This window comes from Kitasatospora sp. NPDC029367 (genome assembly GCF_055569135.1).
The window spans coordinates 1-25,401 of record NZ_JBVHYH010000045.1; the positions used below are offsets into that span (position 1 = coordinate 1).

Genomic DNA, 25,401 nt, shown 5'->3' on the forward strand with positions numbered 1-25,401 from the left:
GGCTCCCAGTAGACGACTGGGTTGATAGGCCGGATATGGAAGCCCTGTGAGGGGTGGAGTTGACCGGTACTAATAGGCCGAGGGCTTGTCCTCAGTTGCTCGCGTCCACTGTGTTGTTCTGAAACAACGACCCCAACCCGATCGCCACGACGGGTTGGTGCGGTTGACAGTTTCATAGTGTTTCGGTGGTCATAGCGTGAGGGAAACGCCCGGTTACATTCCGAACCCGGAAGCTAAGCCTCACAGCGCCGATGGTACTGCAGGGGGGACCCTGTGGGAGAGTAGGACGCCGCCGAACAATCATTCAGAAAAGCCCCCGCCGGGTGAACCGGGCGGGGGCTTTTCTGTTGTAGGGTCAACATGCATTGTCGTGACACAGGACAGGAGGCCTCGGGTGGAGGTCCAGGAGACGCGGGTCCAGACCGATCGCGTCCTCACCATCCCCAACCTGCTGAGCATGGGCCGGTTGGTCGGCGTCCCGGTTTTTCTCTGGCTCATTCTGTGGCCGGTCTTCGGCGGGCCGAAGAACGACGGGTGGGCGCTGCTGATCCTGATGCTCAGCGGAGTCAGCGACTACCTGGACGGAAAGCTCGCCAGGCGGTGGGGGCAGATCAGCCGGGTGGGGCAGTTGCTGGATCCGCTGGCCGACCGGCTCTATGTGCTGTCCACGCTCGTCGGATTGACGTGGCGTGAGTTCCTGCCGTGGTGGGTGACGGCGATTCTGCTGGCTCGCGAGGTCTTCATCGCCTCGTTGCTGCCCATTCTGAACCGGCACGGTTACGGGCCGCTCCAGACGAGTTTCCTCGGCAAGGCCGCGACCTTCAATCTGATGTACGCGTTTCCGCTTCTCCTGCTCGGTGGCATCGACAGCTGGATCGCCCGGCCGGCCGAGGTGGTGAGCTGGGCCTTCATTTGGTGGGGGACCACGTTGTACTGGTGGTCGGCGATCCTTTACGCGGTGCAGGCGCGGCAGATCATCAAGGCCGGCCCCGCGGGCTCGGCGTCCACAGCCTGAGACGTGATCTGAGAGAAGTCCCACGCCGCGCCGGTGCGTCGGACGGGACCTTCCGGGTAGAGAACCCTCTGGAACGGTTTGATGGACCTGCAGGTCCACCACCGCGAAGGAGGACGCACCCGTAATGAAAGCCGTAGTAATGGCAGGGGGCGAGGGCACCCGACTCCGCCCGATGACCTCCAGCATGCCGAAGCCGCTGCTTCCGGTCGCGAATATGCCGATCATGGAGCACGTGCTTCGGCTGCTGAAGCGGCACGGCCTCTCCGACACCGTCGTCACCGTGCAGTTCCTGGCGTCACTCGTCAAGAACTACTTCGGTGACGGCGAGGAACTGGGCATGCACCTCACGTATGCCCATGAGGAGACGCCACTAGGCACTGCGGGGAGTGTCAAGAACGCCGAGGACGCGCTCAAGGACGACTCCTTTCTGGTGATCTCCGGTGACGCGCTGACCGACTTCAATCTCACCGAATTGATCGACTTTCACCGCAGTAAGAACGCACTGGTCACGGTCTGTCTCACCAGGGTGCCGAATCCCCTGGAGTTCGGGATCACGATCACCGACGAGGACGGCCGGGTCGAGCGCTTCCTGGAGAAGCCGACCTGGGGCCAGGTCTTTTCCGACACGGTCAACACCGGGATCTACGTGATGGAGCCGGAGGTCTTCGACTACGTCGCCGCGGGTGAGTCCGTGGACTGGTCGAGTGACGTCTTCCCGCAGCTGTTGAAGGAGGGCAAGCGGGTCTACGGCTACGTGGCCGAGGGCTACTGGGAGGACGTGGGCACCCACGAGAGCTACGGGAAGGCCCAGGCGGACGTCCTGGAGGGCAAGGTCGAGGTCGAGCTCGACGGCTTCGAGATCTCGCCGGGCGTCTGGGTGGCCGAAGGGGCGGAGGTCGACCCGGAGGCGGTGCTGCGCGGACCGCTGTACATCGGGGACTACGCCAAGGTCGAGGCCGGCGTGGAGATCCGCGAGCACACCGTGCTGGGCAGCAACGTGGTGGTCAAGCGCGGTGCCTTCCTGCACAAGGCGGTGGTGCACGACAACGTCTACGTCGGGCCGCAGAGCAATCTGCGCGGCTGCGTGGTCGGCAAGAACACCGACGTGATGCGGGCCGCGCGGATCGAGGACGGCGCGGTGATCGGGGACGAGTGCCTGATCGGCGAGGAGTCGATCATCGGGGCCAACGTCCGGGTCTACCCGTTCAAGACCATCGAGGCCGGCGCCGTCGTCAACACCTCGGTGATCTGGGAGTCGCGCGGCCAGGAGCACCTCTTCGGGGTCCGCGGCGTCTCGGGCATCCTCAACGTCGAGATCACCCCGGAGCTGGCCGTGCGGCTGGCGGGAGCGTACGCCACGACCTTGAAGAAGGGGGCCACCGTCACCATTGCGCGTGACCACTCGCGTGGTGCGCGTGCGCTCAAACGGGCGATGATCTCGGGGCTGCAGACCTCCGCGATCGACGTCCGCGACCTGGAGAACGTGCCGATGCCGGTGGCCCGGCAGCACACCGCGCGGGGGAGCGCGGGCGGGATCTTCCTGCGGACCACTCCCGGGGTGCCGGACTCGTTGGACATCCTCTTCTTCGACGAGCGCGGGGCGGACCTCTCGCAGGCCGGGCAGCGCAAGCTCGACCGGGTCTACGCACGTCAGGAGTACCGGAGGGCGTTCCCGGGCGAGATCGGGGACCTGACCTTCCCGTCCAGCGTGTTCGACTCCTACGCGGGGAACCTGCTGCGGGCGGTGGACACCACCGGGGTCCGGGAGGCCGGGCTGAAGGTGGTGGTGGACACCGCGCACGGCAGTGCCGGGCTGGTTCTGCCCAGCATCCTCGGCCGGCTCGGGGTGGAGACGCTGACCGTCTCCAGCGGGCTGGACGAGGCGCGGCCCACCGAGGACGCGGAGACCCGACGGGCCGGGCTGGCCAGGCTCGGCGAGCTGGTGGCCTCCTCGCGGGCGGCCTTCGGGGTGCGGTTCGACCCGGTCGGCGAGCGGGTCGCGTTCGTGGACGAGCTCGGCCGGGTGATCGACGACGACCGGGCGCTGCTGGTGCTGCTGGACCTGGTCGCGGCGGAGCGGCGCAGCGGGCAGGTGGCACTGCCGGTGACCACGACCCGGATCGCCGAGCAGGTCGCCGCGTACCACGGGACCCAGGTCATCTGGACCACGACCACGCCGGACGACCTCGCGAAGGCGGCCGCCGCCGAGGGCACGGTGTTCGGCGGGGACGGGCGCGGCGGCTTCGTGGTGCCCGAGTTCAGCGGGGTGCTGGACGGTGCCGCGGCCTTCGTCCGGCTGGTCGGCCTGGTGGCGCGGACCCAGCTCACCCTGAGCCAGATCGACGCGCGGATCCCGCAGGCGCACATCCGGCGGCGGGACATCGCGACGCCGTGGGCGGCGAAGGGCATGGTGATGCGTTCGGTGGTGGAGGCGGCCGGCAGCCGGCGGCTGGACACCACGGACGGGGTCCGGGTCGTCGAGGCGGACGGGCGCTGGACGCTGGTGCTGCCGGACCCGGCCGAGGCGGTCACCCACCTGTGGGCCGAGGGCCCGGACGACGAGGCCACCGACGCCCTGCTGGACGAGTGGGCTGCCGTGGTGGAGGGTGCGGGTCGGTGACGTCCTGAGCGGACACCCCCTGGACGGCGGGGCGTGCGGTTCCATCCGCACGCCCCGTTGTCCGTTTTCACCTCATTCGGAAGGGTCCGTCACTTTCCGTTGATGTGTGTGGCGTGTGTGCAGCTCAGGGGCCGTGCGCAGGGCCCTCCGCCGTCGTGGGACGATGGTCCGCATGCCAGCGACGCCGACGCCGAGTGCTCCGAACGGACGGTACAACCGCCCGGACGCCTCGATGTCCCTGCTGACCAACGTGATGGACCACAGCCTGGACGAGGGCTACGCCGAGGCGGCCGCGGCCCGGGGCGGTGAGCACGACAGCCGGATACCCCGGACACTGCGCGGACTGCTGACGCTGGGCGCCGGACTGGCGCTGGTCGGGGCCGTGGTCACGGTGGGTGCGGTGAACGCGCACAAGGCGGAGCCGACGCTGGCCAAGGAACGGGACGCGTTGATCCACCGGATCAACGACAGCAACGGCTCGGCGGACCACCTGCAGAAGGAGGTCCAGGACCTGCGGCGCAAGGTCGACGACACCCAGCAGCAGGCGCTGGCCTCCGGGGACGCCGGTGGCAGTGGCCTGACCGGTGAGGTCGGGCTGGGGGAGGTCACCGGGCCGGGGGTGAAGCTGGTCCTGGAGGACGCGGCCGGCACCGGTGGCGGGGGCAACGTCGACCCGCGGGCCGGGCAGGGCTTCTCCAACAGCGGCCGGCTGCGCGACCGGGACCTGCAACTGGTGGTGAACGGTCTGTGGGGATCCGGGGCGGAGGCCGTCTCGATCAACGGCCAGCGGCTGACCGCGCTGTCCGCGATCCGGGCCGCCGGCGAGGCGGTGCTGGTGGACAACCGGCCGCTGGTGCCGCCGTACAACATCCAGGCGATCGGGGACGGGCCGAAGCTGCTCAGCTCCTTCGAGAACGACATGGCCGGGCAGTACCTGCGCCTGCTGGAGGAGAAGTACGGCATCAAGTCGACGCTCTCCACCCAGAAGAGCCTGACCCTGCCGGCGGCGGTCGGCGTGTCGCTGCGGAGCGCCCAGCCCGTCACACCCGAGGCCTCGCCCACGGCGTCCGCGTCGGCGTCCGGTTCGGCGACTGCGTCGGCCGGTCCGAGCGGGACGCCGTCGGGCGGCTCGGGAACCTCGGAGAGCCCCGTCGCGTCCGTTTCACCGTCCGCGCCCGGCGCCGGGCCGTCCGCGAAGCGGCGTCCGTCCGGCGGATCGACCAAGACCACCACAGGGACAGGAGCAGCTAGACCGTGATTGCCGTACTGGGTCTCGTGATCGGGGTGGTCGTCGGGCTCTTCGTCCAACCCGAGGTGCCCGACGCCGTCGTGCCCTACCTGCCGATCGCGGTGGTGGCGGCGCTCGACGCGGTGTTCGGCGGCGTCCGGGCGATGCTGGACGGGATCTTCAACGACAAGGTCTTCATCGTCTCGTTCCTGTCGAACGTGGTGGTCGCCGCGCTGATCGTCTTCCTGGGCGACCAGCTGGGTGTCGGTTCGCAGCTGTCCACGGGTGTGGTCGTCGTCCTCGGCATCCGCATCTTCTCCAACGCGGCGGCGATCCGGCGCCATGTCTTCCGTGCCTGAGCCGGGCCGCGAGGCGGCGGAGGAGCGGGCGAAGGCGGCGGTGCAGGAGACCGCCGCGGAGCCGGGCGGGAACGCGGTCGGGAAGGCTCCGGAGGAGCCGCCGGGGAAGGTCGTCGAGGAGGCTGCAGCGGAGGCCGCGGCGGAGGCCGGAACCGACCCGGGGGAGCCCGGAGCCGCCGGGGAGCCGACGGAGTCTGAGGCTGAGGCTGAGCTTGAGACCGGGGCGGCGGAGCCGGCTGCACCGGTGCGGCTGACCAAGGCGGCCGCGCCCGGGCCGACGGCCGAGCCTCGGCCGGCGCCCGCCGAGGCGCGGGCCGACGTGCCGTCGGAAGCCGCGGAGCCGGAGGCCGTCGAGCAGCCCGATTCCGTCGAGGAGCCGGAGGGAGCCGGGGAGTCGGAGGGAACCGAGGAGCCGCCCGCCGCGGACCGGCACGCCGGTCGGCGGCGGTTGAAGGCGGCGATCTGGCCGCCGCGGCTGTCGCGCGGGCAACTGGTGGTGGCGCTGCTGCTGTTCTCGCTCGGGCTGGGGCTGGCGATCCAGGTGCGGTCGACCAACGACCACCACAACCAGCTGCGCGGGGCCCGCCAGGAGGACCTGGTCCGGATCCTCGACGAACTGGACAGCCGTCAGCAGCGTCTGCAACAGGAGAAGGCCGAGCTCGAGCAGTCCCTGGGCAAGTTGGAGAACAGCTCCAACCAGGCCAAGGAGGCCCAGGAGCAGACCAGGAAGAAGATGACGGAACTGGGTGTGCTGGCCGGTACGGTCAAAGCCACTGGTCCGGGCATCGTCCTCACGGTCGATGACCCCCAAGGGCAGGTGAAGGCGGATATGCTGCTGGACACCCTGCAGGAACTTCGAGCGGCGGGGGCGGAGGCGATTCAGATCAACGATGTGCGCGTGGTGGTCAACACCTACTTCACCGACCTGTCGGGCGGTGGGGTGCAGATCGACGGGAAGAAGGTCTCGCAGCCCTATCGGTTCACCGTCGTGGGGAACCCGCAGGACCTGACACCCGCGCTGAACATCCCGGGGGGCGTCGTGCGCACCCTGGAGAGCCACCAGGCGCGGGCGACGATCACCCAGCAGCAGAAGGTGGTCGTGGACGCCCTGGTGGATCTGAAGACGCCGCAGTACGCCAAGCCGGCTTCGAAGTGACGGGGCGCTCGACGAACGGCCCGTCACGGGCCCGCGGCACCCGGTGCGGGGTGTCGTCGTCGCGTGGGAGAGACTGGTTCGCACCAGTACGCTCCGTAGCACCAACCGCAGCACCACACGTCGGAGTACCGCTCCAGCAGGCCCGAGCCGCAATCGGGCCCGCAGCCTGTCCGAGGTTCTCACCCTGCCCCGCGGGCGGGTCTGTCACACGCAAGGGGATTCGCCCGTGAGTTTCTTCTCGAAGTTGTTCGGTCGCAACAAGGGTCGCGACGCGGCCTCCGTCGAGGCGCCGACCGCCCGGCACCGCCGGGCGGAGGACGAGCCCGCGGTGCCGGGCATGCGCCCTGCCCCCGAGGCCGGTCAGTACGCCGGACAGCAGCTGTACCGGGACGGTGCCGCGCAGTACGCCGGGAATCCGGCGGGCTACGGCGCGTCGGTTGACCCCTCCGGCGACCCGCGCATAGGTTTCCCGTCAGCACCCTCAACCTCTGGTGGAGGGTTTGCCCCGGACCCGTACGCCGGGCACAACCCGTCGGGTGTGCCGCGCCAGGAGGCTGTGAACATGGCTGGCCCCACTCCGTGCCCCAGGTGCGGCAACCAGAACCCGGCCGCGGCCCGCTTCTGTTCCAACTGCGGTACGGCGCTGCGCGGCGGGCTGCTCCCGGAGGGGGCGGCGGAGACCACCTCGACGATCTCGATCTCCGGCCTGGAGTCCTACGACCCGTCCGCGACCACCGGTACCGGTACCACGCCGGCGCTGTCGGCCGAGGTGCTGTCGGCGATCGACGCGCTGCCGCCGGGCTCGGCGCTGCTGATCGTCCAGCGCGGTCCGAACTCGGGCAGCCGGTTCCTGCTGGACTCGGACGTCACCACGGCGGGGCGTCACCCGCAGGGTGACATCTTCCTGGACGACGTCACGGTCTCCCGCCGCCACGTGGAGTTCCGCCGCACCCCGGCCGGATTCAGCGTCGCGGACGTGGGCAGCCTGAACGGCACCTACGTCAACCGGGAGCGGATCGACGAGGTGCCGCTGAACAACGGCGACGAGGTGCAGATCGGGAAGTACCGGCTGGTGTTCTTCGCCGGCCACAACCGGGGGTACTGAAACCAACGTCGGCAGGAGCCCGAGTGAATACGAATACTCCTTCCTCTTCTCTCGGGGCGGCCAACCCTGCGTCGTCGTCCGGTCCGCAGTCGGACCGCGGCGGGCGCGGGGTGGTCGCGGCCCCCAGGCAGCCGGTCCGTCCGGACCGGCCCGCCGGCCGACGGCGCGGTGGTGACGAACTGCTGAGCATCGGCGCGGTGCTGGCCTTCCTGCGCGACGACTTCCCCGAGGTGACCATCTCCAAGATCCGCTTCCTGGAGGCGGAGGGGCTGGTCGAGCCGCAGCGCACCCCCTCGGGGTACCGCAAGTTCAGCCCCTCCGACGTGGAGCGGCTGGCGTACGTCCTGCGGATGCAGCGGGACCACTACCTGCCGCTGCGGGTGATCCGCGAGCACCTGGACGCGATCGAGCGGGGTGAGGCCCCGCCCGCGCTGCCGGCCGCCGACGCCCGGCCCGGCCCGCTGGAGGAGGCCGACCGCGAGCTGGTGGCCTCGGCCGAGGTCGCCTCCGGGGTCCGGCTGGGGCGGGCCGAGCTGCTGGCCGCCGCCGGGGCGGGGGAGCCGGAGCTGGCCGAGTGGGAGGCGTACGGGCTGGTCGCGCCGGGCCCGGACGGCGGGTACGACGGGGAGGCGCTCCAGGTGGCCCGGCTGGTGGCCGAACTCGGCCGGTACGGGCTGGAACCGCGGCACCTGAGGGCGATGAAGGCGGCGGCGGACCGCGAGATCGCCTTGGTGGAGCAGGTGGTGGCGCCGCTGCGCCGGCACCGGAACCCGCAGACCCGGGCGCACGCGGAGGCCACCGCACGGGAGCTGGCCACGCTGTCCGTACGGCTGCACGCGGCCATGGTGCAGGCCGGTCTGCGGCCTCGCTCCTAGGCGTGGGGATGCCCTCCGCGGGGCCGGTGCACCGCGCTGACCAGCGGCGTCGGCCCTGCGCTTTCATATCCGGGGTCGGAGCCATAGGGTTGCCTGTGTGAATGAGCTCGACGTCGTGGGTGTCCGAGTGGAGATGCCTTCCAACCAGCCGATCGTGCTGCTTCGGGAGGTCGGGGGAGATCGATACCTGCCGATCTGGATCGGCCCCGGCGAGGCGACCGCGATCGCCTTCGCCCAGCAGGGCATGACTCCGGTGCGCCCGCTGACGCACGACCTGTTCAAGGACGTCCTGGAAGCGCTCGGCCAGCAGCTCACCGAGGTCCGGATCACCGACCTGCGGGAGGGCGTGTTCTACGCCGAGCTGGTGTTCGCCGGCGGGGTCGAGGTGAGCGCCCGGCCGTCCGACGCGATAGCGCTGGCCCTGCGCACCGGCACGCCGATCTACGGGAGCGAGGAGGTGCTCGCGGAGGCGGGCATCGCGATCCCGGACGAGCAGGAGGACGAGGTCGAGAAGTTCCGCGAGTTCCTCGACCAGGTGTCGCCCGAGGACTTCGGGGGCGGCGGCCCCCAGTAGGGTGCCTGCCCGGCCGGGGCTGGTCGGCCCTTGAGCGTGCCGTTTTGCCAAAATCCGTCCACCTACCCACACTAGGGGCACGAAAAACCACTCTCCTGAGTGATGTGGTTTGTCTGGCCCGGCGTGGCGATCGTTGACGGGTCATAGGGGACTGCCTACCGTCAGGAGTGGCTGTCCGGGTGGCCGATGCCCGCAGTCGGTTGCCCGCAGCACGAGTGGACGGAGGTAGGCATGAGCAGCACCGGCGATGACGCGGCCGTGGGAGGCCTGTGCGCCGTGCACATGCCGCGCACCGCTCGCACCGTGGCGGACCTGCCCCGGATGAGCAGGTTCCCGGCCGTGCAGCCGGGCCAGCCCGCGATCGAGCGGCTGGCCCCGACGTCCGAACTGATCGGCTTCCGCGGCCCGACGGCCTGTGCGGCGGCCGGCATCACGTACCGCCAGCTGGACTACTGGGCCCGCACCGGGTTGTTGGAGCCCAGCGTCCGCACCGCGTACCCGGCGACCAGTCAGCGGCTCTACAGCTTCCGCGACGTGCTGCTGTTGAAGATCGTCAAGCGGCTGCTCGACGCCGGTGTCTCGCTGCAGAACATCCGGGTGGCCGTCGCCCATCTGCAGGCGGCCGAGCAGGCCGACCTGGCCGGGCTGACGCTGATGTCCGACGGTGCGACGGTGTACGAGTGCACCACGCCGCAGCACGTGGTCGACCTGTTGAAGGGCGGTCAGGGGGTGTTCGGCATCGCGGTCGGAGCGGTCTGGCAGGAGCTGGAGCTGACCCTCGGTCGACTGCACGCGGAGCGGACCGACACCGGCGAGACGCTGGTCGGCGACGATCCGGCGGACGAGCTGGCGCAGCGGCGCAACCGGGCGGTCTGACCGGCAGCACTTCCACGAGGCCGTGGGCCGGAGCGGGGAACCGTTCCGGCCCACGGCCTCGTCGTGTTGCCTGGTGAGACGATCGAGGGAGGGGCACGTGGAGGTCGGCACCGGGATATCGGAGCTGCTGCGGCGTCGGGCCGGCGGGGTGCGGGCGCGGCTGCGGGAACGCCGTACGCAGCGCAGGGTCTTCCAGGCGACGACGCTGCTCTGCTCGCTCGCGCTGGCGCCCAGTGCCTGGCTCTGGTTCGGGGCGGGGGACCGGGTGGGCACCGTGGAGAGCGCGCCCTCGGCTCCGGTGGCGGTGGTCTTCGGCGCCGGGCTGGACCAGGGCGAGCCGTCGCCGTACCTGGAGCACCGGCTGGTGGCGGCGCTCGACCTGTACCGGCAGGGCAAGGTCAAGGCCATCCTGGTGACCGGGGACAACGGGCGGATCGAGTACGACGAGCCGGACGCGATGTACCGCTACCTGACCGCGCACGGCGTCCCCGGGGACCGGGTGGTGCGGGACTACGCGGGCTTCGACACCTGGAACTCCTGCACCCGGGCGCACCGGATCTTCGGGGTGGACCGCGCGGTGCTGGTCAGCCAGGACTTCCACGTCCGGCGGGCGCTGGCGCTGTGCGAGGCGGCGGGGATCCGCTCGTACGCGGTCGGGGTGCCGGAGCCGCACGACGCCACCTGGCTGTACGGCGGGCTGCGGGAGGTCGCCGGGGCGGGCAAGGCGGCCGTGAACGCCTGGCTGCGGCCGGACCCGGTGTTCCTCGGGCCCAAGGAGGACGGTATCCCGAAGGCGCTGGCGGAGGCCGCGAAGCAGTAGCCGGGGGTCGGCGGGCGCGGGGCGTCGGCCGGGTTCGTACGCACTGTCGGACCCGTGCGCGATGATCGGCGGGTGCGATCTCTGCCGAGCATCATCCACCTCGACATGGACGCCTTCTTCGCGGCGGTGGAGCAGGCGGCCAAGCCGAGCCTGCGCGGGAAGCCGGTGATCGTCGGCGGGCTCGGCGGGCGCGGGGTGGTCTCCACGGCCTCGTACGAGGCGCGCCGGTTCGGGGTGCACTCGGCGATGCCGATGGCCCAGGCGCGGCGGCTGTGCCCCAACGCGGCCTTCCTGTCCGGGCGGTTCGAGGCGTACCGGCAGAACAGCGAGATCGTGATGGGGTTGCTGCGCCGACTGTCGCCGCTGGTGCAGCCGTTGAGCCTGGACGAGGCCTTCGTCGACCTGGAGGCCGGTCCGTACGGTCCGGTGCTGTCGGAGGCGGACCACGAGACCGGGGAGCGGCTGGTGCTGGCCCTGGCGGAGGACCTCCGGGCGGACATCCATCGGCTCACCGGGCTGACCGGCTCGGTGGGGGCGGCGGGCTCCAAGCTGATGGCGAAGATCGCCTCCGAGCAGGCCAAGCCGGACGGGCTGGTGCTGATCGAGCCGGGGCAGGAGCGGGCCGTGCTCGGCCCGATGCCGGTCCGGGCGCTGCCCGGGATCGGGCCGGCCACCGAACAGGTGCTGCGGCGGGCCGGGCTGAGCACGGTGGCGGACCTCGCGGAGGCGGGGGAGGCGGAGCTGGTCCAGCTGCTCGGGCGGGCGCACGGCACCGGGGTCTTCCACATGTCGACAGGGCTGGACGACCGGCCGGTGGTGGCCGACCAGGACGCCAAGTCGGTCTCGGTGGAGGACACCTACGAGGTGGACCTGGCAGACCGGGACCGGGTGCTGCGGGAGGTGGAGGCGCTGGCCGGGCGGTGCGTCCGGCGGCTGCGCTCGGCCGGGCGCTCGGGGCGGACGGTGGTGCTCAAGGTGCGGCGGTTCGACTTCTCCACGCTGACCCGCTCGGAGACCCTGGGCGGGCCCACCGACGACGAGGCGGTGATCACGGCGACGGCCCGGCGCCTCGCCGAGCAGGTGGACATCACCGGCGGGGTGCGGCTGCTCGGGGTGGGCGTGGCCCAACTGGCCGACTACACCCAGGAGGACCTCTTCGCGCAGGCGCTGCGGGAGGAGGCGGCGGAGCACGCCGAGGTGGCCGAGGCAGCGGTGGCCGAGGAGGAGCCGGAGGAGGTCGTGGTGCGGCGCTGGATGCCCGGGCAGGACGTCCGGCACGCCGAGCTGGGGCCGGGGTGGGTGCAGGGCAGCGGGGTGGGGCGGGTGACGGTGCGGTTCGAGACGCCGTGGAGCGGGCCGGGGCGGGTGCGGACCTTCGCGGTGGACGATCCGGCGCTGGAGCCGGCCCGGCCGCTGCCGTTGCGGCAGCCGGAGGAACTGGAGCAGCCGGAGGAGCCGGATGCGCAGGGGGACTGAGGCCGAGGGAGTCGAGGCCGAGGGGGTCGAGGCCGAGGGGAACCGAGTGGGCGGGGCGCGGGACGCACCGGCGCGGGAACGCGGAACGGCTTGGGAACGCGGAACGGCCCCACCCGGTAGGAGTACCGGGTGGGGCCGCATTCCGTGCCGGGCCCCGGACGGTCGTGATGCCCTCGCGACCGGGCGGAGGCCCGGGCCCGCGCGTCCTGTCCCTGAACGCGGGGGCCGGACGCCTCGTCAGGCGTCGGTCTTGGCCAGCTCGGGGCTGGAGTCCTGCCGGGCCGCGCCGCCGGCGACGGTGGCGGCCGGCTTGGTGGTGCGGATCAGGAACGGGACGGCGCCGGCGATGACGCAGACGGCGGCCGTGACCCAGAACGCGTGCTTGTAGGCGTCCAGCGTGGGCAGCAGCACCGGGATCTTGATCGGGAGCTTCATGGTGTCGCCGGTCAGGATCGCGGTCATCACGGCGGTGCCGATCGCGCCGCCGACGGTGCGGAGCACGGAGTTCATGCCGTTGGCGATGCCGCTCTGCTCGACCGGGACGGCGCCGTTGATGAAGGCGGGCATCGCGGCGAAGGCAAGGCCGATGCCGAGGCCGAAGATCGCGGAGGCGGTGTAGATGTCGCCTTCGGCGCTGTGCCGCAGGGCCAGGTAGGCCATCGCGATCGCGCCGAGGACGCCACCGAGGACCAGCGGCAGGCGCGGGCCGCGGCGGGCGATCAGCAGGGCGCCGATCGGGGCGGCGACCATCGAGCCGATCGCGGACGGCAGCAGCATCACACCGGCGTGCAGCACGGTCGCGGTGAAGCCGTAGTGGGCCAGCTTCTCCGGGGTCTGGGAGAAGTTGCTGATGACCATGAACGAGCCGTACATGCCGAAGCCGATCAGCAGGCCGGCCAGGTTGGTGAAGGCGACCGCCGGGCGGCCCATCATCTTGAGGTCCACCAGCGGGTGGGCGACCTTGGTCTCGATAACGCCCCAGATCAGGGCGACCACCGCGGCGACGGCGAACAGGCCGAGGGTCTTGGTGGAGGTCCAGCCCCAGTGGTTGCCCTGGCTGACCGCGACGAGCAGGGCGGAGAGCCAGGCGGCCAGGGTGAGCGCGCCGAGCGGATCGGCGCCACCCTCCTTGTCGGTCACCGGGTCGGTCGGGACCCGGAAGGCGACCAGGGCGACGGCGAGCAGGCCGAAGGCCAGGCCCATCCAGAAGATCGACTTGTAGTTCCAGTGCTCCAGCAGCAGGCCGGTCGCGACCAGGCCCAGGCCGGAGCCGACACCCATTGAGGCGCTGATGGCGGCGACGCCGCCGGTCACCTTCTGCTTGGGCAGCTCGTCACGGACGATGCTGATCGCCAGCGGCATCACGCCACCGCCGGCGCCCTGGAGGACGCGGGCGACGATCAGCCAGGTGAAGGAGTGGGTGCAGACCGCCAGCGCCGAACCGGCGACCAGGCCGGCCAGCGAGATCAGCAGCATGGGCTTGCGGCCCCGGAGGTCGCCGAAGCGGCCCAGCAGGGGAGTCAGCACGGCGGCGGACAGCAGGTTGGCGGTCATCAGCCAGGTGATGTTCGACCCGGAGACGTCCAGTTCCTTGGCCAGCGACGGCAGGATCGGGACGACCGCGGTCTGCACCACGCTGAACGACAGCATCGCCAGGATGAGGGCCGGCAGGACCCGGGCGTTGCTCTGCTTCTCGGCCGCGGTGGTGGGCTTTACTGCCTCACTCACGGTTGCTTCCTCCCGTACATAGTGAATGAACTCAAGTAACTGTGCGGGGGATAGTTCATGTTGTCAAATATCGAGTGGTTAAGGTTTGGCAAAGTGGGGAACTTCGGGGCACGACCAGGGCCCCGGACCGGGAGTCCGGGGCCCTGGTGGGATCGCTGCGATTGGGTGGGATCAGCGGAGATCGGGGAGTTCGGGGGAGGTCAGGCCAGCGGGCGGAGGGCGGCGGGCAGGGAGCCGTCGGCGGCGTGGACGAGCGGGTCGTCCGCCTCGTCCGGCGCGGTGGCGGCCGTGTCGTCGTGGACCTCGACGTGCTCGCGGCGGAGCTCGTCCCGGACCACCTCCTCCTCCGTGTAGCGCTCCACCACCAGGCGGACCCGCTCGACCGGGGCGAGGTACTTGCGGACCACCGGCCGCTCCTCACGGAGGGTGACCTCTTCGACCGCCTCGGCGATCTCCTTCTCGGTCAGCGAGGCCCGCTCGGCGTCGCTGACCGGAATCCGCTCCACCCGGACCCGCTCGCGGACCACCGGGACGCGGCGCTCGACCTGCTCGCTGGTCACGTACTTGCGCAGCTTCGCGCTGCCCAGCACGTGCCACTCGGTGGTGATGTCCAGCCGCTCCTCGCGGCAGGTGATCTCGACCGGGCCGCTGGGGGCCGAGGAGGCGGCGGTGCCGTTCGCGGCCGGGGTGGTCGCGGCGGGGTGCGGCTTCGGCTCGACCAGGTGGGCGGCGGCCGGCGCGGGGGCGGTGCCGTTGGCGATCGGTGCGGGGGTGCTGAGGGTCCGCACGTGGGCCTCCGTGGCGGTGTCGGTGCTGGTGTGGGTCGTGCCGGTGCTGGTCATGGTGGTCGTGCCGGTCGCGGTCGTGGTCGGGGCCGGGTCGGGGGAGTGGAAGGCGATCGGCCTGGCGGCCGCGGCGGCCGTGGTGGTGCCGAAGTCGAGGTCCGGCCGGTCGTCCCGGGCGGGTTCCGCGGCCGCCGGACGGCCGTCCACGGGGGTGTCGAGGCCGTAGTAGCGGTAGAGCTGGAGCTCCTGGGCCGGCGAGAGGTGCTGGCCCACGCCGAAGTCCGGCGAGTCCTTCACCAGCGACTTGTCGTACGGCACCCGGAGTTCGTCGCCGGAGAACTCGCTCGTGGTGAGCGGGACGAAGGCGTCCCGGCCGAAGATGCCGGTGCGGACGGCCGCCCACTCCGGATGCCCGGTGGCGTCGTCCAGGTACACCTCGTCCACCGTGCCGATCTTGTCCCCGTTGCGGTCGACCGCCTTGTGGCCGATGAGGTCCCTGGGGTCGATGTCGGTCTGCACTCTTTCCTCCAAGCGCTGCGCCTGCGGAACTCCCGCGGGTGAGGCGGTCGGAGCACCCGTCCTCTCCGCCACTTCACACCAAAAGCCATCAATCGGACGTGCGCGACCGGGGTGCGCCGGACGGGCTTCGCGCTGGGCCGTCCGGGGGACGCGCGTAGACCCGGAGTGACCCGACGCACCCGTGATCGGAAGGCCGCCCGCTGGTACCCTGGGCCGCGACCGCCGAGCCCGCTCGGGAGAGTCCTCGACAGTGAAAACCGCTGGTCGGGGCGCCGAAGGAGCAACTCCTCCCCGGAATCTCTCAGGCATCCGTACCGTGCGGGATAGGTCACTCTGGAAAGCAGGGCAGGACCGCCGGCGCGGGAGCCGACGATCACCACCCTCACCGACGGTGCAAGCCGACGGCGCGCCACCGCGCGGCGTGCGGGCGAAGCTCTCAGGTCCCGATGACAGAGGGGGAGGCCTTACGGGTCCGCCCGCCCAGGTCGGTCCGCTGTCCGCAGCGGCGCGACCGGCCGGCGTGCGCACCCCCGCCGGTCCGTGACCAGGAGGCCTCGACCACCATGAACGCCCAGCCGAACGCGGGACGCCACACCAGCGCCTCGACCCTCACCGAGCTTGAGCTGGCCAGCCCCTTCGAGAACCGCCACATCGGCCCCGACGCCGCCGCGCAGGAGAAGATGCTGGCCTCCGTCGGCTACGGCTCGCTGGACGAGCTCGCCGCCACCGCCGTTCCCGAGGCGATCCGCTCCATCACCGCCCTGGACCTGCCCGCCGGCCGCAGCGAGGCCCAGGTCCTCGCCGAGCTGCGCGAGCTGGCCGGCCGCAACCAGGTGCTCCAGCCGATGATCGGCCTGGGCTACTACGGCACCTTCACCCCGCCGGTGATCCTGCGCAACGTCATGGAGAACCCGGCCTGGTACACCGCGTACACCCCGTACCAGCCGGAGATCTCGCAGGGCCGCCTGGAGGCCCTGCTCAACTTCCAGACCCTGGTCTCCGACCTGACCGGCCTGCCCACCTCCGGCTCCTCGCTGCTGGACGAGGGCACCGCGGCCGCCGAGGCGATGGCGCTGGCCCGCCGTGTCACCAAGGTCAAGGGCGGCGTCTTCCTGGTCGACGCCGAGACCCTGCCGCAGACCGTCGCGGTGATCAACACCCGCGCCGTGCCGACCGGCGTCGAGGTCGTCGTCGCCGACCTGTCCGAGGGCATCCCGGCCGAGATCGCCGAGCGCGGCGTCTTCGGCGTGCTGCTGCAGTACCCGGGCGCCACCGGCGTGGTCCGCGACCTCACCCCGGTGATCGAGCAGGCGCACGGCCTGGGCGCGATCGTCGCCGTCGCCGCCGACCTGCTGGCGCTGACCCTGCTCAAGTCCCCGGGCTCGCTGGGCGCCGACATCGCCTGCGGCACCTCGCAGCGCTTCGGCGTCCCGATGGGCTTCGGCGGCCCGCACGCCGGCTACCTTTCGGTGCGCGCCGAGTACGCCCGCTCGCTGCCCGGCCGTCTGGTCGGCGTCTCCGTCGACGCCGACGGCAACCGCGCCTACCGCCTGGCCCTGCAGACCCGCGAGCAGCACATCCGCCGCGAGAAGGCCACCAGCAACATCTGCACCGCCCAGGTGCTGCTCGCCGTGATGGCCTCGATGTACGCCGTCTACCACGGCCCGGACGGCCTGGCCGACATCGCCCGCCGCACCCACCGCTACGCCGCCGCCCTCGCCGAGGGCCTGCGGGCCGGCGGCGTCCAGCTGCTGCACGGCGAGTTCTTCGACACCGTCACCGCCGTCGTCCCGGGCCGCGCCGCCGAGATCGCCGCCGCCGCCCGCGCCAACGGCATCAACGTGTTCCAGGACGGCGAGGACCGGATCTCGGTCTCCACCGACGAGACCACCACCCGCGAGCACCTGGCCGGCGTCTGGGCCGCGTTCGGCGTCCCCGCGGTCGAGGTCGCCGAGGCCGCCGACGCGCTGCCGGCCGCGCTGCTGCGCGAGGACGAGTACCTGACCCACCCGGTCTTCCACAGCCACCGCTCGGAGACCGCCATGCTGCGCTACCTGCGCCGCCTGTCGGACCGGGACTACGCGCTGGACCGCGGCATGATCCCGCTGGGCTCCTGCACCATGAAGCTCAACGCCACCACCGAGATGGAGGCGGTGACCTGGCCGGAGTTCGGCCAGCTGCACCCCTTCGCGCCGGTCGACCAGGCCGCGGGCTACCTGACCCTGATCCGTCAGCTGGAGCAGCAGCTGGTCGAGGTCACCGGCTACGACGCCGTCTCGATCCAGCCGAACGCCGGCTCCCAGGGCGAGCTGGCCGGCCTGCTGGCCGTCCGCGCCTACCACCACGCCAACGGCGACACCCAGCGCGACGTCTGCCTGATCCCGTCCTCGGCGCACGGCACCAACGCCGCCTCCGCGGTGATGGCCGGCATGCGCGTGGTCGTGGTGAAGACCCTGGTCGACGGCGACGTGGACGTCGAGGACCTCAAGGCCAAGATCGAGCAGCACCGCGACAACCTGTCGGTGCTGATGGTCACCTACCCGTCGACCCACGGCGTGTACGAGACCCAGATCACCGACATCTGCGCCCTGGTGCACGAGGCCGGCGGCCAGGTGTACGTCGACGGTGCCAACCTGAACGCCCTGGTCGGCCTGGCCAAGCCGGGCAAGTTCGGCGCGGACGTCTCGCACCTGAACCTGCACAAGACCTTCTGCATCCCGCACGGCGGCGGCGGCCCGGGCGTCGGCCCGGTCGCGGTGCGCGCCCACCTGGCGCCGTACCTGCCGAACCACCCGCTCCAGGAGGAGGCCGGCCCGGCCACCGGTGTCGGCCCGATCTCGGCCGCGCCGTGGGGTTCGGCGGCGATCCTGCCGATCTCCTGGGCGTACGTCCGGCTGATGGGCGGCGAGGGCCTCAAGCGCGCGACCCAGGTCGCGGTGCTGAACGCCAACTACATCGCCAAGCGCCTGGCGCCGCACTTCCCGGTGCTCTACACCGGCCCGGGCGGGCTGGTCGCGCACGAGTGCATCATCGACCTGCGCCCGCTGACCAAGGACACGGGCGTGACGGTGGACGACATCGCCAAGCGCCTGATCGACTACGGCTTCCACGCGCCGACGATGTCCTTCCCGGTGGCCGGCACGCTGATGATCGAGCCGACCGAGTCCGAGGACCTGCACGAGATCGACCGGTTCTGCGACGCGATGATCGAGATCCGCGGCGAGATCGACAAGGTCGGCTCGGGCGAGTGGGCGGCCGACGACAACCCGCTGCGCAACGCCCCGCACACCGCCGCCGCGCTGGCCGGCGACTGGGCGCACGGCTACTCGCGGCAGGAGGCGGTCTTCCCGGCGGGTGTGAACCCGGCGGACAAGTACTGGCCGCCGGTGAGCCGGATCGACGGCGCGTACGGTGACCGCAACCTGGTCTGCTCCTGCCCGCCGCTGGACGAGTACGGCGTCTGAGCGGACGCGCGGTAGGCAACACGCGCGGTGAGCGAGCGGACAGGGCCCCGGCAGAACGTTTCTGCCGGGGCCCTGCCCTTTGCGCCGGTCGCCGTGTCTCGTGTGATGCCGGGTGCCGTGCCCTGAGGTCGTCGGGCGGGGCCGGGCGGGCTCAGGCCGCGTGGGCGACCGGGCGGCGCGGGGCGATCACCCGGCCGTCGGGCAGCAGTTCGCCGGTGTCCTCGAACAGCAGGACGCCGTTGCAGAGCAGGCTCCAGCCCTGCTCCGGGTGGCAGGCCACCGGCTCGGCCGCTTCGCGGTCCTCGGACTCGGCCGTCGGGCACTCAGGACGGTGCTGGCACATACGCGTACCCTCGCTTCGCTCTGCGATCCTCCCCGTGGTGCGGTCCCCGGAGGTCGAGCCGTCCGGGGCCGCCGTGGTGGTCGGATCCTGTCCGGGTGCCGGCCGGGTTTGGCCAGCACTCAAGTGGGTAGGACAGGGGGTCCTTCCACGCTGGTTCCCAGTGTCGGCATCTGCGGACGCGCGCGCAGCGATTTCGTGACATGCGCCACAACTCCAGGGCAGAGATCACCCGTTCAGGTGGGGCCGGGGAGAAATCGCGCATCGGTGGGCCACTCGGGGCCTGGCCCGAGCGGGCCATGGCGGATGGCCCGTCCGGGTGGTGGCCGTTCGGGTGATGGCGGCGGGCGGGGTGGGCGCGGCGAAGGGCCGTCGGGCGCGGTGCCCGACGGCCGGTGCGGGGCGTGCCCTCAGGGGGAGCCGAGCAGCAGGGATCCGGCCAGCGGGGCGCGGGCGAGCAGCGGGAGCAGTTCGGCGGCCGGGTAGGCGCGGTGCGCGGTGACGCCGAGCGGGGCCGGGGCCAGTGGGATCAGCAGGTCGGCGGACGGGCCGGCGTCGGGGCTGTGCAGCCAGAGCGCGGTGGCGTACTGGCCGGGGAAGGTGAGCAGTCGGGGCTGGCAACGGGAGCGGGATCCCTGGGCGAGCTGCCAGGCCTCGCGCAGCGCCCGGACGGTGGAGGAGAGGTACGGGCCGGCGGTGAAGTGGGAGAAGGTGTGGCCCTCGGGGCTCTGTACCACCTCGGCGGCGGCGGCCACGTCCGGGCCGTCCTTGATCAGGAAGCGCCAGCCCGTGCGCCGGGCGGCCGGCAGCTCGGGGCGCGGGCCGTCCAGGACGTGTACCGCGAGCGGGTGCGCGGGGAGTAGTGGGCCGTTCGGGTGACGTAGCGCGGCGGCGGCGGGCTGGCGCAGCGCGGTCTCCGAGTCGAGTGCGCCGAGGACCGCGCGCAGGGCACTCGGTGGGGGCTGGGGGGTCTGCAGGGTCATGGCGGGATCCGCCTCTCCAAGCGAGATCGGCGTGCGAGTGCGGCATACCGGCGCGGCTCGGCGCGTCCACGGTGACGGGGGCCGGCCTTGTCCGGTTGTGCAGGATCGCGGCGCCGGCGCGGTCTCCGCCCTCGACGAGGGACTCGGGGCGGGAGTGGACCGGCCGGAGCGCAGTGCGAACTCAGCGGTTCATCGAACAAATGCGCAGGGTGATCTGTTTATCACAGGCGGTGGCGGCGAGCAAGTCTGCAGATGGCCTGAATTACCGTCAGATGCCTTGCAATGCAAGCCAGTACAAGCATTCGGGTATCGATCTTCGAGGTGGGCATGATGCTGGCACGGTCGACCGGCCGGGTGTCTCAGGAGGAGGGGACCGTGGGCGAGAAGGTCGTGGCGACACGGGCGGATCTGGCGGACCGGCAGCAGTACCGGCTCAAGCTCCAGGCCTGCCTCGACGCGCTCGGGCGGATGCTGCGCGAGGACCGCTTCGACCGGCCGCGGGCCGTGATGGGGCTGGAGATCGAGCTCAACCTGGCCGACGAACAGGGTCTGCCGGTCATGCGCAACGCCCAGGTGCTGAGTGCGATCGGGTCCAGCGACTTCCAGACCGAGCTGGGCCAGTTCAACATCGAGGTCAACATCGTGCCGCACCGGCTCTGCGGGCACGTCTTCGAGGAACTGCGCGAGGAGATCGACACCGGCCTGCGGTACGCCGACCGGCAGGCGGCCGAGGCCGGCGCCCGGATCGTCATGGTGGGCATCCTGCCGACCCTGGAGAACGACCACACCGGGCTGGACGCGATGAGCCACAACCAGCGGTACAGCCTGCTCAGCGACCAGATACTGGCCGCCCGGGGGGAGGACATCGCGCTGGACATCGAGGGCGTGGAGCACCTCCAGCTGGAGTCCGTCACGATGGTCGCCGAGGCCGCCGCGACCTCGCTGCAACTGCACCTCCAGGTGACCCCGCAGCGGTTCTCCTCGGTGTGGAACGCCGCCCAGGCGATCTGCGGGCCGCAGCTCGCGCTCGGCGCCAACTCCCCCTTCCTGTTCGGGCGGGAGCTGTGGCGGGAGACCCGTCCGGTGCTCTTCCAGCAGGCCTGTGACACCCGTTCGGCGGAGCTCAAGGCCCAGGGTGTGCGCCCGATCACCTGGTTCGGCGAGCGCTGGGTGGACTCGGCGTACGACCTGTTCGAGGAGAACCTGCGCTACTTCCCGGCGCTGCTGCCGATCTGCGACGACGAGGACCCGCTCAAGGTGCTGGCCTCCGGCGGCGCGCCCAGGCTCGCCGAGATGCGGCTGCACAACGGCACCATCTACCGCTGGAACCGCCCGGTGTACGACGTCTCCGGCGGGGTCGCGCACCTCCGGGTGGAGAACCGGGCGCTGCCGGCCGGGCCGACGGTGGCCGACACACTGGCCAACGCCGCCTTCTACTACGGGCTGGTGCGGGTGCTCGCCGAGCAGCCCCGGCCGGTCTGGACCCGGCTGCCGTTCGAGCGGGCGGACGAGAACTTCCGCCAGGGCGCCCGGTACGGCATCGACGCGGTGTTCCAGTGGCCGCGCCCCGGCCGGGCCGGCCGCGGCGGCGGGCTGCAGACGGTGTCGGCGGTCGACCTGGTGCTCAACGAACTGCTGCCGATGGCCTACCAGGGGCTGGACGAGTGGGGCGTGGAGCCCGCCGACCGGGACCGTTACCTGGGGATCATCGAGCAGCGCTGCCTGCGCCGCACCAACGGCGCCGCCTGGCAGAGCGCCACCTTCCACCGGCTGCGCGAGCAGTACGGCATGGACCGCCCGGCCGCGCTCGCCGCGATGACCAGGCGCTACGCCGAGCACATGCGCGGCGGCGAACCGGTGCACACCTGGCCGGTGGGCTGAGCCCGCCGCTGTGTCAGGATGATCGCCCCGGTCGTCGGCCGACGACCGGGGCGACCGTCCGTCCGCTGGAGCACCCGTGACGACCCGCCCGACCGCGCCGGAGACCGCGCAGCCCGACCGACGCCTGCTCGGCGTGGAACTGCTGGTCGTCCTCGGCCTCTCGCTCGGGGCCAGCGGGATCAGCGCGCTGATCAGCTTCGCGGGCTCGCTCACCGCACCGCTCCAGCTCGGGCAGCAGGTCGCCACCCTGAACGGCTCGCGCGCGCCCGGGCGGCCCTGGCTGGACCTGGTCTGGCAGCTGTACTACATCGGGCGCGGGCTGATGCCGGTGGTGCTGGTCGGCTACCTGCTGGTGCGCGAGGGCACCTCGCTGCGGGTGCTGGGCTTCGACCTGCGGGAGAAGCTGCGCGACCTCGGCCGGGGCGCGGCCGTCGCGGCGGCGATCGGCGGCTCCGGGCTGGCGCTGTACCTGGCCTCGCAGGCGGCCGGGTACAACCTGACGGTGGCGCCCTCCGGACTGCCGGACGTCTGGTGGCGGGTGCCGGTGCTGGTGCTGTCGGCCTGGCAGAACGCCATCCTGGAGGAGGTCGTCGTCCTCGGCTACCTGCTGCGCCGCCTGGGGCAGCAGGGGTGGTCGTGGCCGGCGGTGGTGGCGGCCAGCTCGGTGCTGCGCGGCTCGTACCACCTGTACCAGGGGGTCGGCGGGCTGGTCGGCAACATGGTGATGGGGGCGGTGTTCTGCCTGCTGTACCGGCGCTGGGGCCGGGTGATGCCGCTGGTGGCGGCGCACGCGCTGATCGACACGGTGGCCTTCGTCGGGTACGCGCTGCTCGCCGGGCACATCAGCTGGCTGCCGACCCCGTGACCGGTGATCCCGGCAGGGACTGGCTGCGCGGCGGGCGGGCGAGCAGCCGGTCGACGTGCCGGCGCTCCAGGCCCTGGCCGGGGTCGATCGGCAGCAGCAGGCGGTCCCGGCGCCACTGCGAGCGGCGGACCAGCCGGGACGGGATGACGTCGTCCACCCAGGCGAACGGACGGCCCTCGGCGTAGCGCAGCAGCGGGGCCCACTTGCGGGCCGAGAACAGCTGCATCAACGGGACGTGCGGGTCGCCGGGTTGGGGGACGTACCCGGTGAAGCGGACGAAGGGCAGCGGGTCCAGGCCGATCGCCGGGGCGATGTGGGTGTTGGCGTGCTCCTCCCAGGTGGTGGCCCAGACCAGCTCGTACGTCCCGGCGAGTTCGCGCAGCCAGGCACCGTGCTCGGCGGAGAGCAGGACGGCGTAGCCGAGCAGGGTGTGGGCGTCGAACCCGGCGTCCGGATGCGGACAGACCGGGTTCAGCACCCCGTCGACGTCCAGGAACAGCAGTGGCTTCGGCACCGGTGGGCCCCCAAGTGGATGGATCTACCTACCCGGTCGGACGAACCGTCGGCCCCGATGGTTGCTTTCCGGCGGGCGCACGCGGGGCGCACAGGGCGCTCACGGCGCGGGCGCGGGTTCTCCGGCGGGCACCGGTGCGTCCGGGGTGCTTCCGCGCGGGTCGCGGCGGGAGAGCCGGCGGATCTGCGGGTCGATCAGGACGACGGCGCTCAGCAGCAGGCACAGCGCGGCGCAGGCCCACAGCGCGCCGGACAGGCCGAGTACGGCCGCGGCCGGGCCGGCCAGCGCGGTGCCGACCGGGGCCAGCGAGTAGGAGCCGAGCTCGTCGTACGCGGAGACCCGGGAGAACATCTCCTCCGGGATCTCCTGCTGGAGCACGACCATCCAGTTGACGCCGAAGACCGTGACACCGACCCCGGACACGAACATCGCGGCGATCAGCAGCGGCAGCGGGGCGCCGGCGGCCAGGGCGAGGGCCGGGGCGCCGAACAGGAACACGCCCCAGTTGCCGACCAGCAGGATCCGGCGGGGGCGCCAACGGGCCATCAGCAGGCCGGTGACGACCAGGCCGACGCCGTACGCGGACATCGCCGCGCCCCAGGCGCCCGCGCCGCCCAGGCGTTCGTCGGCCACCGTCGGCCCGTACACCGACTCGACGGTGTTGATGCAGGCCACCACCACGGCGAACTGCAGCACGATCACCCACAGCCAGCGGCGGGAGGAGAACTCCCGCCAGCCCTCGCGCAGGTCGCGCAGCATGCCGCCGCCGGAGGGGGCGGGCGCGGACTCGGGCTCCAGGAAGAAGCGCAGCGAGGCGGCGATCAGGAAGCAGAGGGCGTCCAGCGCGAGCACCCAGCCGGGGCCGACGGCGGCGGTGAGCGCCCCGCCGAGGGCGGCGCCGCCGATCTGGGAGGCGTTCAGGCCCATCCGGAAGACCGCGAAGGCGCGGGCGGCGTGCTCCTGGGGGACGGCCTGCATGATCATGCCGCCGGCCGCGGGGGAGTAGAGGGCGTAGCCGGCGCCGCCGGCGGCCGAGAGCAGCAGCAGCTGCCACAGCTGGACGTTCCCGGCCAGCACCAGGGCGGCCAGGACGGCCTGGGAGGCGCCGCTGAACAGGTTGGCGGCGACCATCACGTGGTGGCGCGGCAGCCGGTCGGCGAGGGTGCCGCCGACCAGCAGGAACAGCACGGTGGGCAGCAGCCGCGCGGCGGTGACGTAGCCCACCTCGGTGGCGCCGCCGCCGTTGCCGAGGACGGCGAAGGCGGTCGCGATGGGGGCGCCGGCGTTGCCGAGGCCGCTGATCACGGTGGCGGCGGTCTGGATGCGGAAGTTGCGGCTCGCCCAGGTGAGGCGGCGGGGGTGTGGGGTCGGCACCCGGGTGACTATGGTCGGAGTCCGTAGCGGTGTCATCCGAATTTCGCACCCGAACCGGTCGGGGCGGGGCGCCGCGGCCGGTGGGGCGGGGCGTCAGCCCAGGTGGCCCCAGAGGAAGGTGAGGGTGCGGCGCCAGGCGATCCGGGCCTGGAGGGCGTCGTAGGTGCCCAGCAGGTTCTCGTCGTTCATGAAGGCGTGTCCGGCCGGGTAGAAGTGGATCTCGGGGCGGACGTCGGTGGCCTCGCCGATCCGGATCGCCGCCTCGTCCACGGCGGCCATCGGGATCGAGCCGTCGAGTTCGCCGAAGTGGCCGAGGACGTGGGCGGTGAGGCCGCGGTAGTCGAAGTCCGGGTCCGCCGGGAGGCCGTAGAAGGGGACCACGGCGGCCACCGCGTCGCCGGCCCGGGCGGCCAGCATCAGGGCGAAGCCGCCGCCCATGCAGAAGCCGACCACGCCGACCGCGTCGCCGACCACGCCGTCCAGCGCCAGCAGGTGGTCGACGGCGCCGCCGAGGTCCTCGACGGCCCGTTCGACCGGGAGTTCGCGTTTGAGCCGGGCCGCCTCGGCGCGGTCGTGGGTGGTGGTGCCGCCGAAGAGGTCGGGGGCCAGCACGGTGAAGCCCTCGGCGGCGAAGCGGTCGGCCATGTCCGCGATGTGCGAGGTGAGCCCCCACCACTCCTGCACCACCACCAGGCCCGGTCCGACGCCCTGCGGAGGGCGGGCCAGGTACCCGTGTGCGGTGCGGCCGTTGCTCGGGAAGCTGACGTTCTGCCGAGGACCGCCCTGGTCAGGCATGGCTTCCTCTCGGTGGGTCGGGCCGTTCGGCGGGTCGGGCCGGGTGCGG

General features: G+C 72.0%; 21 protein-coding genes, 2 rRNA genes and 1 riboswitch. Of the genes, 16 read left to right on the plus strand and 7 right to left on the minus strand.

The annotated features are described in order from the left end of the window. The 13 genes from ACZ4W5_RS23175 to ACZ4W5_RS23235 all read left to right on the plus strand — a co-directional run. Nucleotides 1–93: ribosomal RNA gene (locus tag ACZ4W5_RS23175) — 23S ribosomal RNA — on the plus strand; the annotation flags it as partial. A gap of 88 nt (nucleotides 94–181) precedes the next feature. Next, nucleotides 182–298: ribosomal RNA gene (gene rrf / locus ACZ4W5_RS23180) — 5S ribosomal RNA — on the plus strand. A 96-nt stretch (nucleotides 299–394) separates the two neighbouring features. Beyond that, nucleotides 395–1,015, plus strand: coding sequence for a CDP-alcohol phosphatidyltransferase family protein (locus ACZ4W5_RS23185; protein WP_360242282.1), 621 nt, complete (start codon nucleotides 395–397; stop codon nucleotides 1,013–1,015). Nucleotides 1,016–1,139: 124 nt separating this feature from the next. Next, nucleotides 1,140–3,635, plus strand: a complete 2,496-nt coding sequence (locus tag ACZ4W5_RS23190) for a mannose-1-phosphate guanyltransferase (protein ID WP_360242285.1) — start codon at nucleotides 1,140–1,142, stop codon at nucleotides 3,633–3,635. A gap of 172 nt (nucleotides 3,636–3,807) precedes the next feature. Then, on the plus strand, nucleotides 3,808–4,893 hold the full coding sequence (locus ACZ4W5_RS23195) for a DUF881 domain-containing protein (protein ID WP_465656602.1): 1,086 nt from the start codon (nucleotides 3,808–3,810) through the stop codon (nucleotides 4,891–4,893). Next, entirely contained in the window at nucleotides 4,890–5,222 is a 333-nt protein-coding gene (locus tag ACZ4W5_RS23200) for a small basic family protein (protein WP_030062488.1), read from the plus strand. Before ACZ4W5_RS23195 ends, ACZ4W5_RS23200 begins: the two co-directional genes overlap by 4 nt. A gap of 40 nt (nucleotides 5,223–5,262) precedes the next feature. Beyond that, nucleotides 5,263–6,378, plus strand: coding sequence for a DUF881 domain-containing protein (locus ACZ4W5_RS23205; protein ID WP_465656603.1), 1,116 nt, complete (start codon nucleotides 5,263–5,265; stop codon nucleotides 6,376–6,378). Between the two features lie 562 nt (nucleotides 6,379–6,940). Then, nucleotides 6,941–7,483 carry an FHA domain-containing protein gene (locus ACZ4W5_RS23210; protein WP_360242294.1) on the plus strand — a complete coding sequence of 181 codons (543 nt, stop codon included), beginning with the start codon at nucleotides 6,941–6,943 and terminating at the stop codon, nucleotides 7,481–7,483. Nucleotides 7,484–7,665: 182 nt separating this feature from the next. Then, nucleotides 7,666–8,358, plus strand: a complete 693-nt coding sequence (gene ftsR / locus ACZ4W5_RS23215; RefSeq protein ID WP_402491071.1) for a transcriptional regulator FtsR — start codon at nucleotides 7,666–7,668, stop codon at nucleotides 8,356–8,358. Between the two features lie 97 nt (nucleotides 8,359–8,455). After that, nucleotides 8,456–8,932 (plus strand): bifunctional nuclease family protein, encoded by a 477-nt coding sequence (locus ACZ4W5_RS23220; protein WP_030062493.1) that lies wholly within the window; start codon nucleotides 8,456–8,458, stop codon nucleotides 8,930–8,932. Nucleotides 8,933–9,163: 231 nt separating this feature from the next. Then, complete coding sequence (locus ACZ4W5_RS23225; protein ID WP_360242297.1) at nucleotides 9,164–9,808, plus strand: MerR family transcriptional regulator; 645 nt, start codon at nucleotides 9,164–9,166, stop codon at nucleotides 9,806–9,808. A gap of 97 nt (nucleotides 9,809–9,905) precedes the next feature. After that, the gene (locus tag ACZ4W5_RS23230; RefSeq protein WP_465656605.1) at nucleotides 9,906–10,628 is read left to right on the plus strand and encodes a SanA/YdcF family protein; all 723 of its coding nucleotides are present in this window, start codon (nucleotides 9,906–9,908) and stop codon (nucleotides 10,626–10,628) included. A 72-nt stretch (nucleotides 10,629–10,700) separates the two neighbouring features. Next, entirely contained in the window at nucleotides 10,701–12,104 is a 1,404-nt protein-coding gene (locus tag ACZ4W5_RS23235) for a DNA polymerase IV (protein WP_360242303.1), read from the plus strand. Nucleotides 12,105–12,341: 237 nt separating this feature from the next. On the opposite strand, the gene ACZ4W5_RS23240 is transcribed toward ACZ4W5_RS23235, so the two are convergent. Both ACZ4W5_RS23240 and ACZ4W5_RS23245 read right to left on the minus strand, forming a co-directional pair. After that, on the minus strand, nucleotides 12,342–13,832 hold the full coding sequence (locus ACZ4W5_RS23240; protein ID WP_360242306.1) for an MFS transporter: 1,491 nt from the start codon (nucleotides 13,830–13,832) through the stop codon (nucleotides 12,342–12,344). A gap of 200 nt (nucleotides 13,833–14,032) precedes the next feature. Further along, nucleotides 14,033–15,136 carry a PRC and DUF2382 domain-containing protein gene (locus tag ACZ4W5_RS23245; RefSeq protein WP_465656606.1) on the minus strand — a complete coding sequence of 368 codons (1,104 nt, stop codon included), beginning with the start codon at nucleotides 15,134–15,136 and terminating at the stop codon, nucleotides 14,033–14,035. Between the two features lie 223 nt (nucleotides 15,137–15,359). Next, nucleotides 15,360–15,463, plus strand: a riboswitch (glycine riboswitch). Between the two features lie 236 nt (nucleotides 15,464–15,699). On the opposite strand from ACZ4W5_RS23245, the gene gcvP reads away from it, so the two are divergent. Then, nucleotides 15,700–18,600, plus strand: coding sequence for an aminomethyl-transferring glycine dehydrogenase (gcvP, locus tag ACZ4W5_RS23250; RefSeq protein ID WP_465656608.1), 2,901 nt, complete (start codon nucleotides 15,700–15,702; stop codon nucleotides 18,598–18,600). Between the two features lie 151 nt (nucleotides 18,601–18,751). Here the strand turns inward: gcvP and ACZ4W5_RS23255 are convergent, their stop codons facing one another. Continuing rightward, nucleotides 18,752–18,943: a DUF5999 family protein gene (locus tag ACZ4W5_RS23255; protein WP_360242315.1), complete on the minus strand. Its 192-nt coding sequence runs from the start codon at nucleotides 18,941–18,943 to the stop codon at nucleotides 18,752–18,754. A 407-nt stretch (nucleotides 18,944–19,350) separates the two neighbouring features. Continuing rightward, nucleotides 19,351–19,923, minus strand: coding sequence for a hypothetical protein (locus ACZ4W5_RS23260; protein ID WP_402490988.1), 573 nt, complete (start codon nucleotides 19,921–19,923; stop codon nucleotides 19,351–19,353). 375 nt (nucleotides 19,924–20,298) lie between these two features. Here ACZ4W5_RS23260 and ACZ4W5_RS23265 point away from each other — a divergent pair, with 375 nt between their 5' ends. Further along, nucleotides 20,299–21,804 (plus strand): glutamate-cysteine ligase family protein, encoded by a 1,506-nt coding sequence (locus ACZ4W5_RS23265; RefSeq protein ID WP_360242321.1) that lies wholly within the window; start codon nucleotides 20,299–20,301, stop codon nucleotides 21,802–21,804. Nucleotides 21,805–21,880: 76 nt separating this feature from the next. Further along, entirely contained in the window at nucleotides 21,881–22,669 is a 789-nt protein-coding gene (locus ACZ4W5_RS23270; protein WP_465656611.1) for a CPBP family intramembrane glutamic endopeptidase, read from the plus strand. On the opposite strand, the gene ACZ4W5_RS23275 is transcribed toward ACZ4W5_RS23270, so the two are convergent. The 3 genes from ACZ4W5_RS23275 to ACZ4W5_RS23285 all read right to left on the minus strand — a co-directional run bounded on the left by ACZ4W5_RS23275 (nucleotide 22,647) and on the right by ACZ4W5_RS23285 (nucleotide 25,352). Continuing rightward, entirely contained in the window at nucleotides 22,647–23,183 is a 537-nt protein-coding gene (locus ACZ4W5_RS23275) for an HAD domain-containing protein (protein WP_465656613.1), read from the minus strand. The two genes, ACZ4W5_RS23270 and ACZ4W5_RS23275, sit on opposite strands and share 23 nt — an antisense overlap. A gap of 99 nt (nucleotides 23,184–23,282) precedes the next feature. Next, the gene (locus ACZ4W5_RS23280; protein WP_465656614.1) at nucleotides 23,283–24,557 is read right to left on the minus strand and encodes an MFS transporter; all 1,275 of its coding nucleotides are present in this window, start codon (nucleotides 24,555–24,557) and stop codon (nucleotides 23,283–23,285) included. A gap of 93 nt (nucleotides 24,558–24,650) precedes the next feature. After that, nucleotides 24,651–25,352: a dienelactone hydrolase family protein gene (locus ACZ4W5_RS23285; RefSeq protein WP_465656615.1), complete on the minus strand. Its 702-nt coding sequence runs from the start codon at nucleotides 25,350–25,352 to the stop codon at nucleotides 24,651–24,653. Between the last annotated feature and the right edge of the window lie 49 nt (nucleotides 25,353–25,401).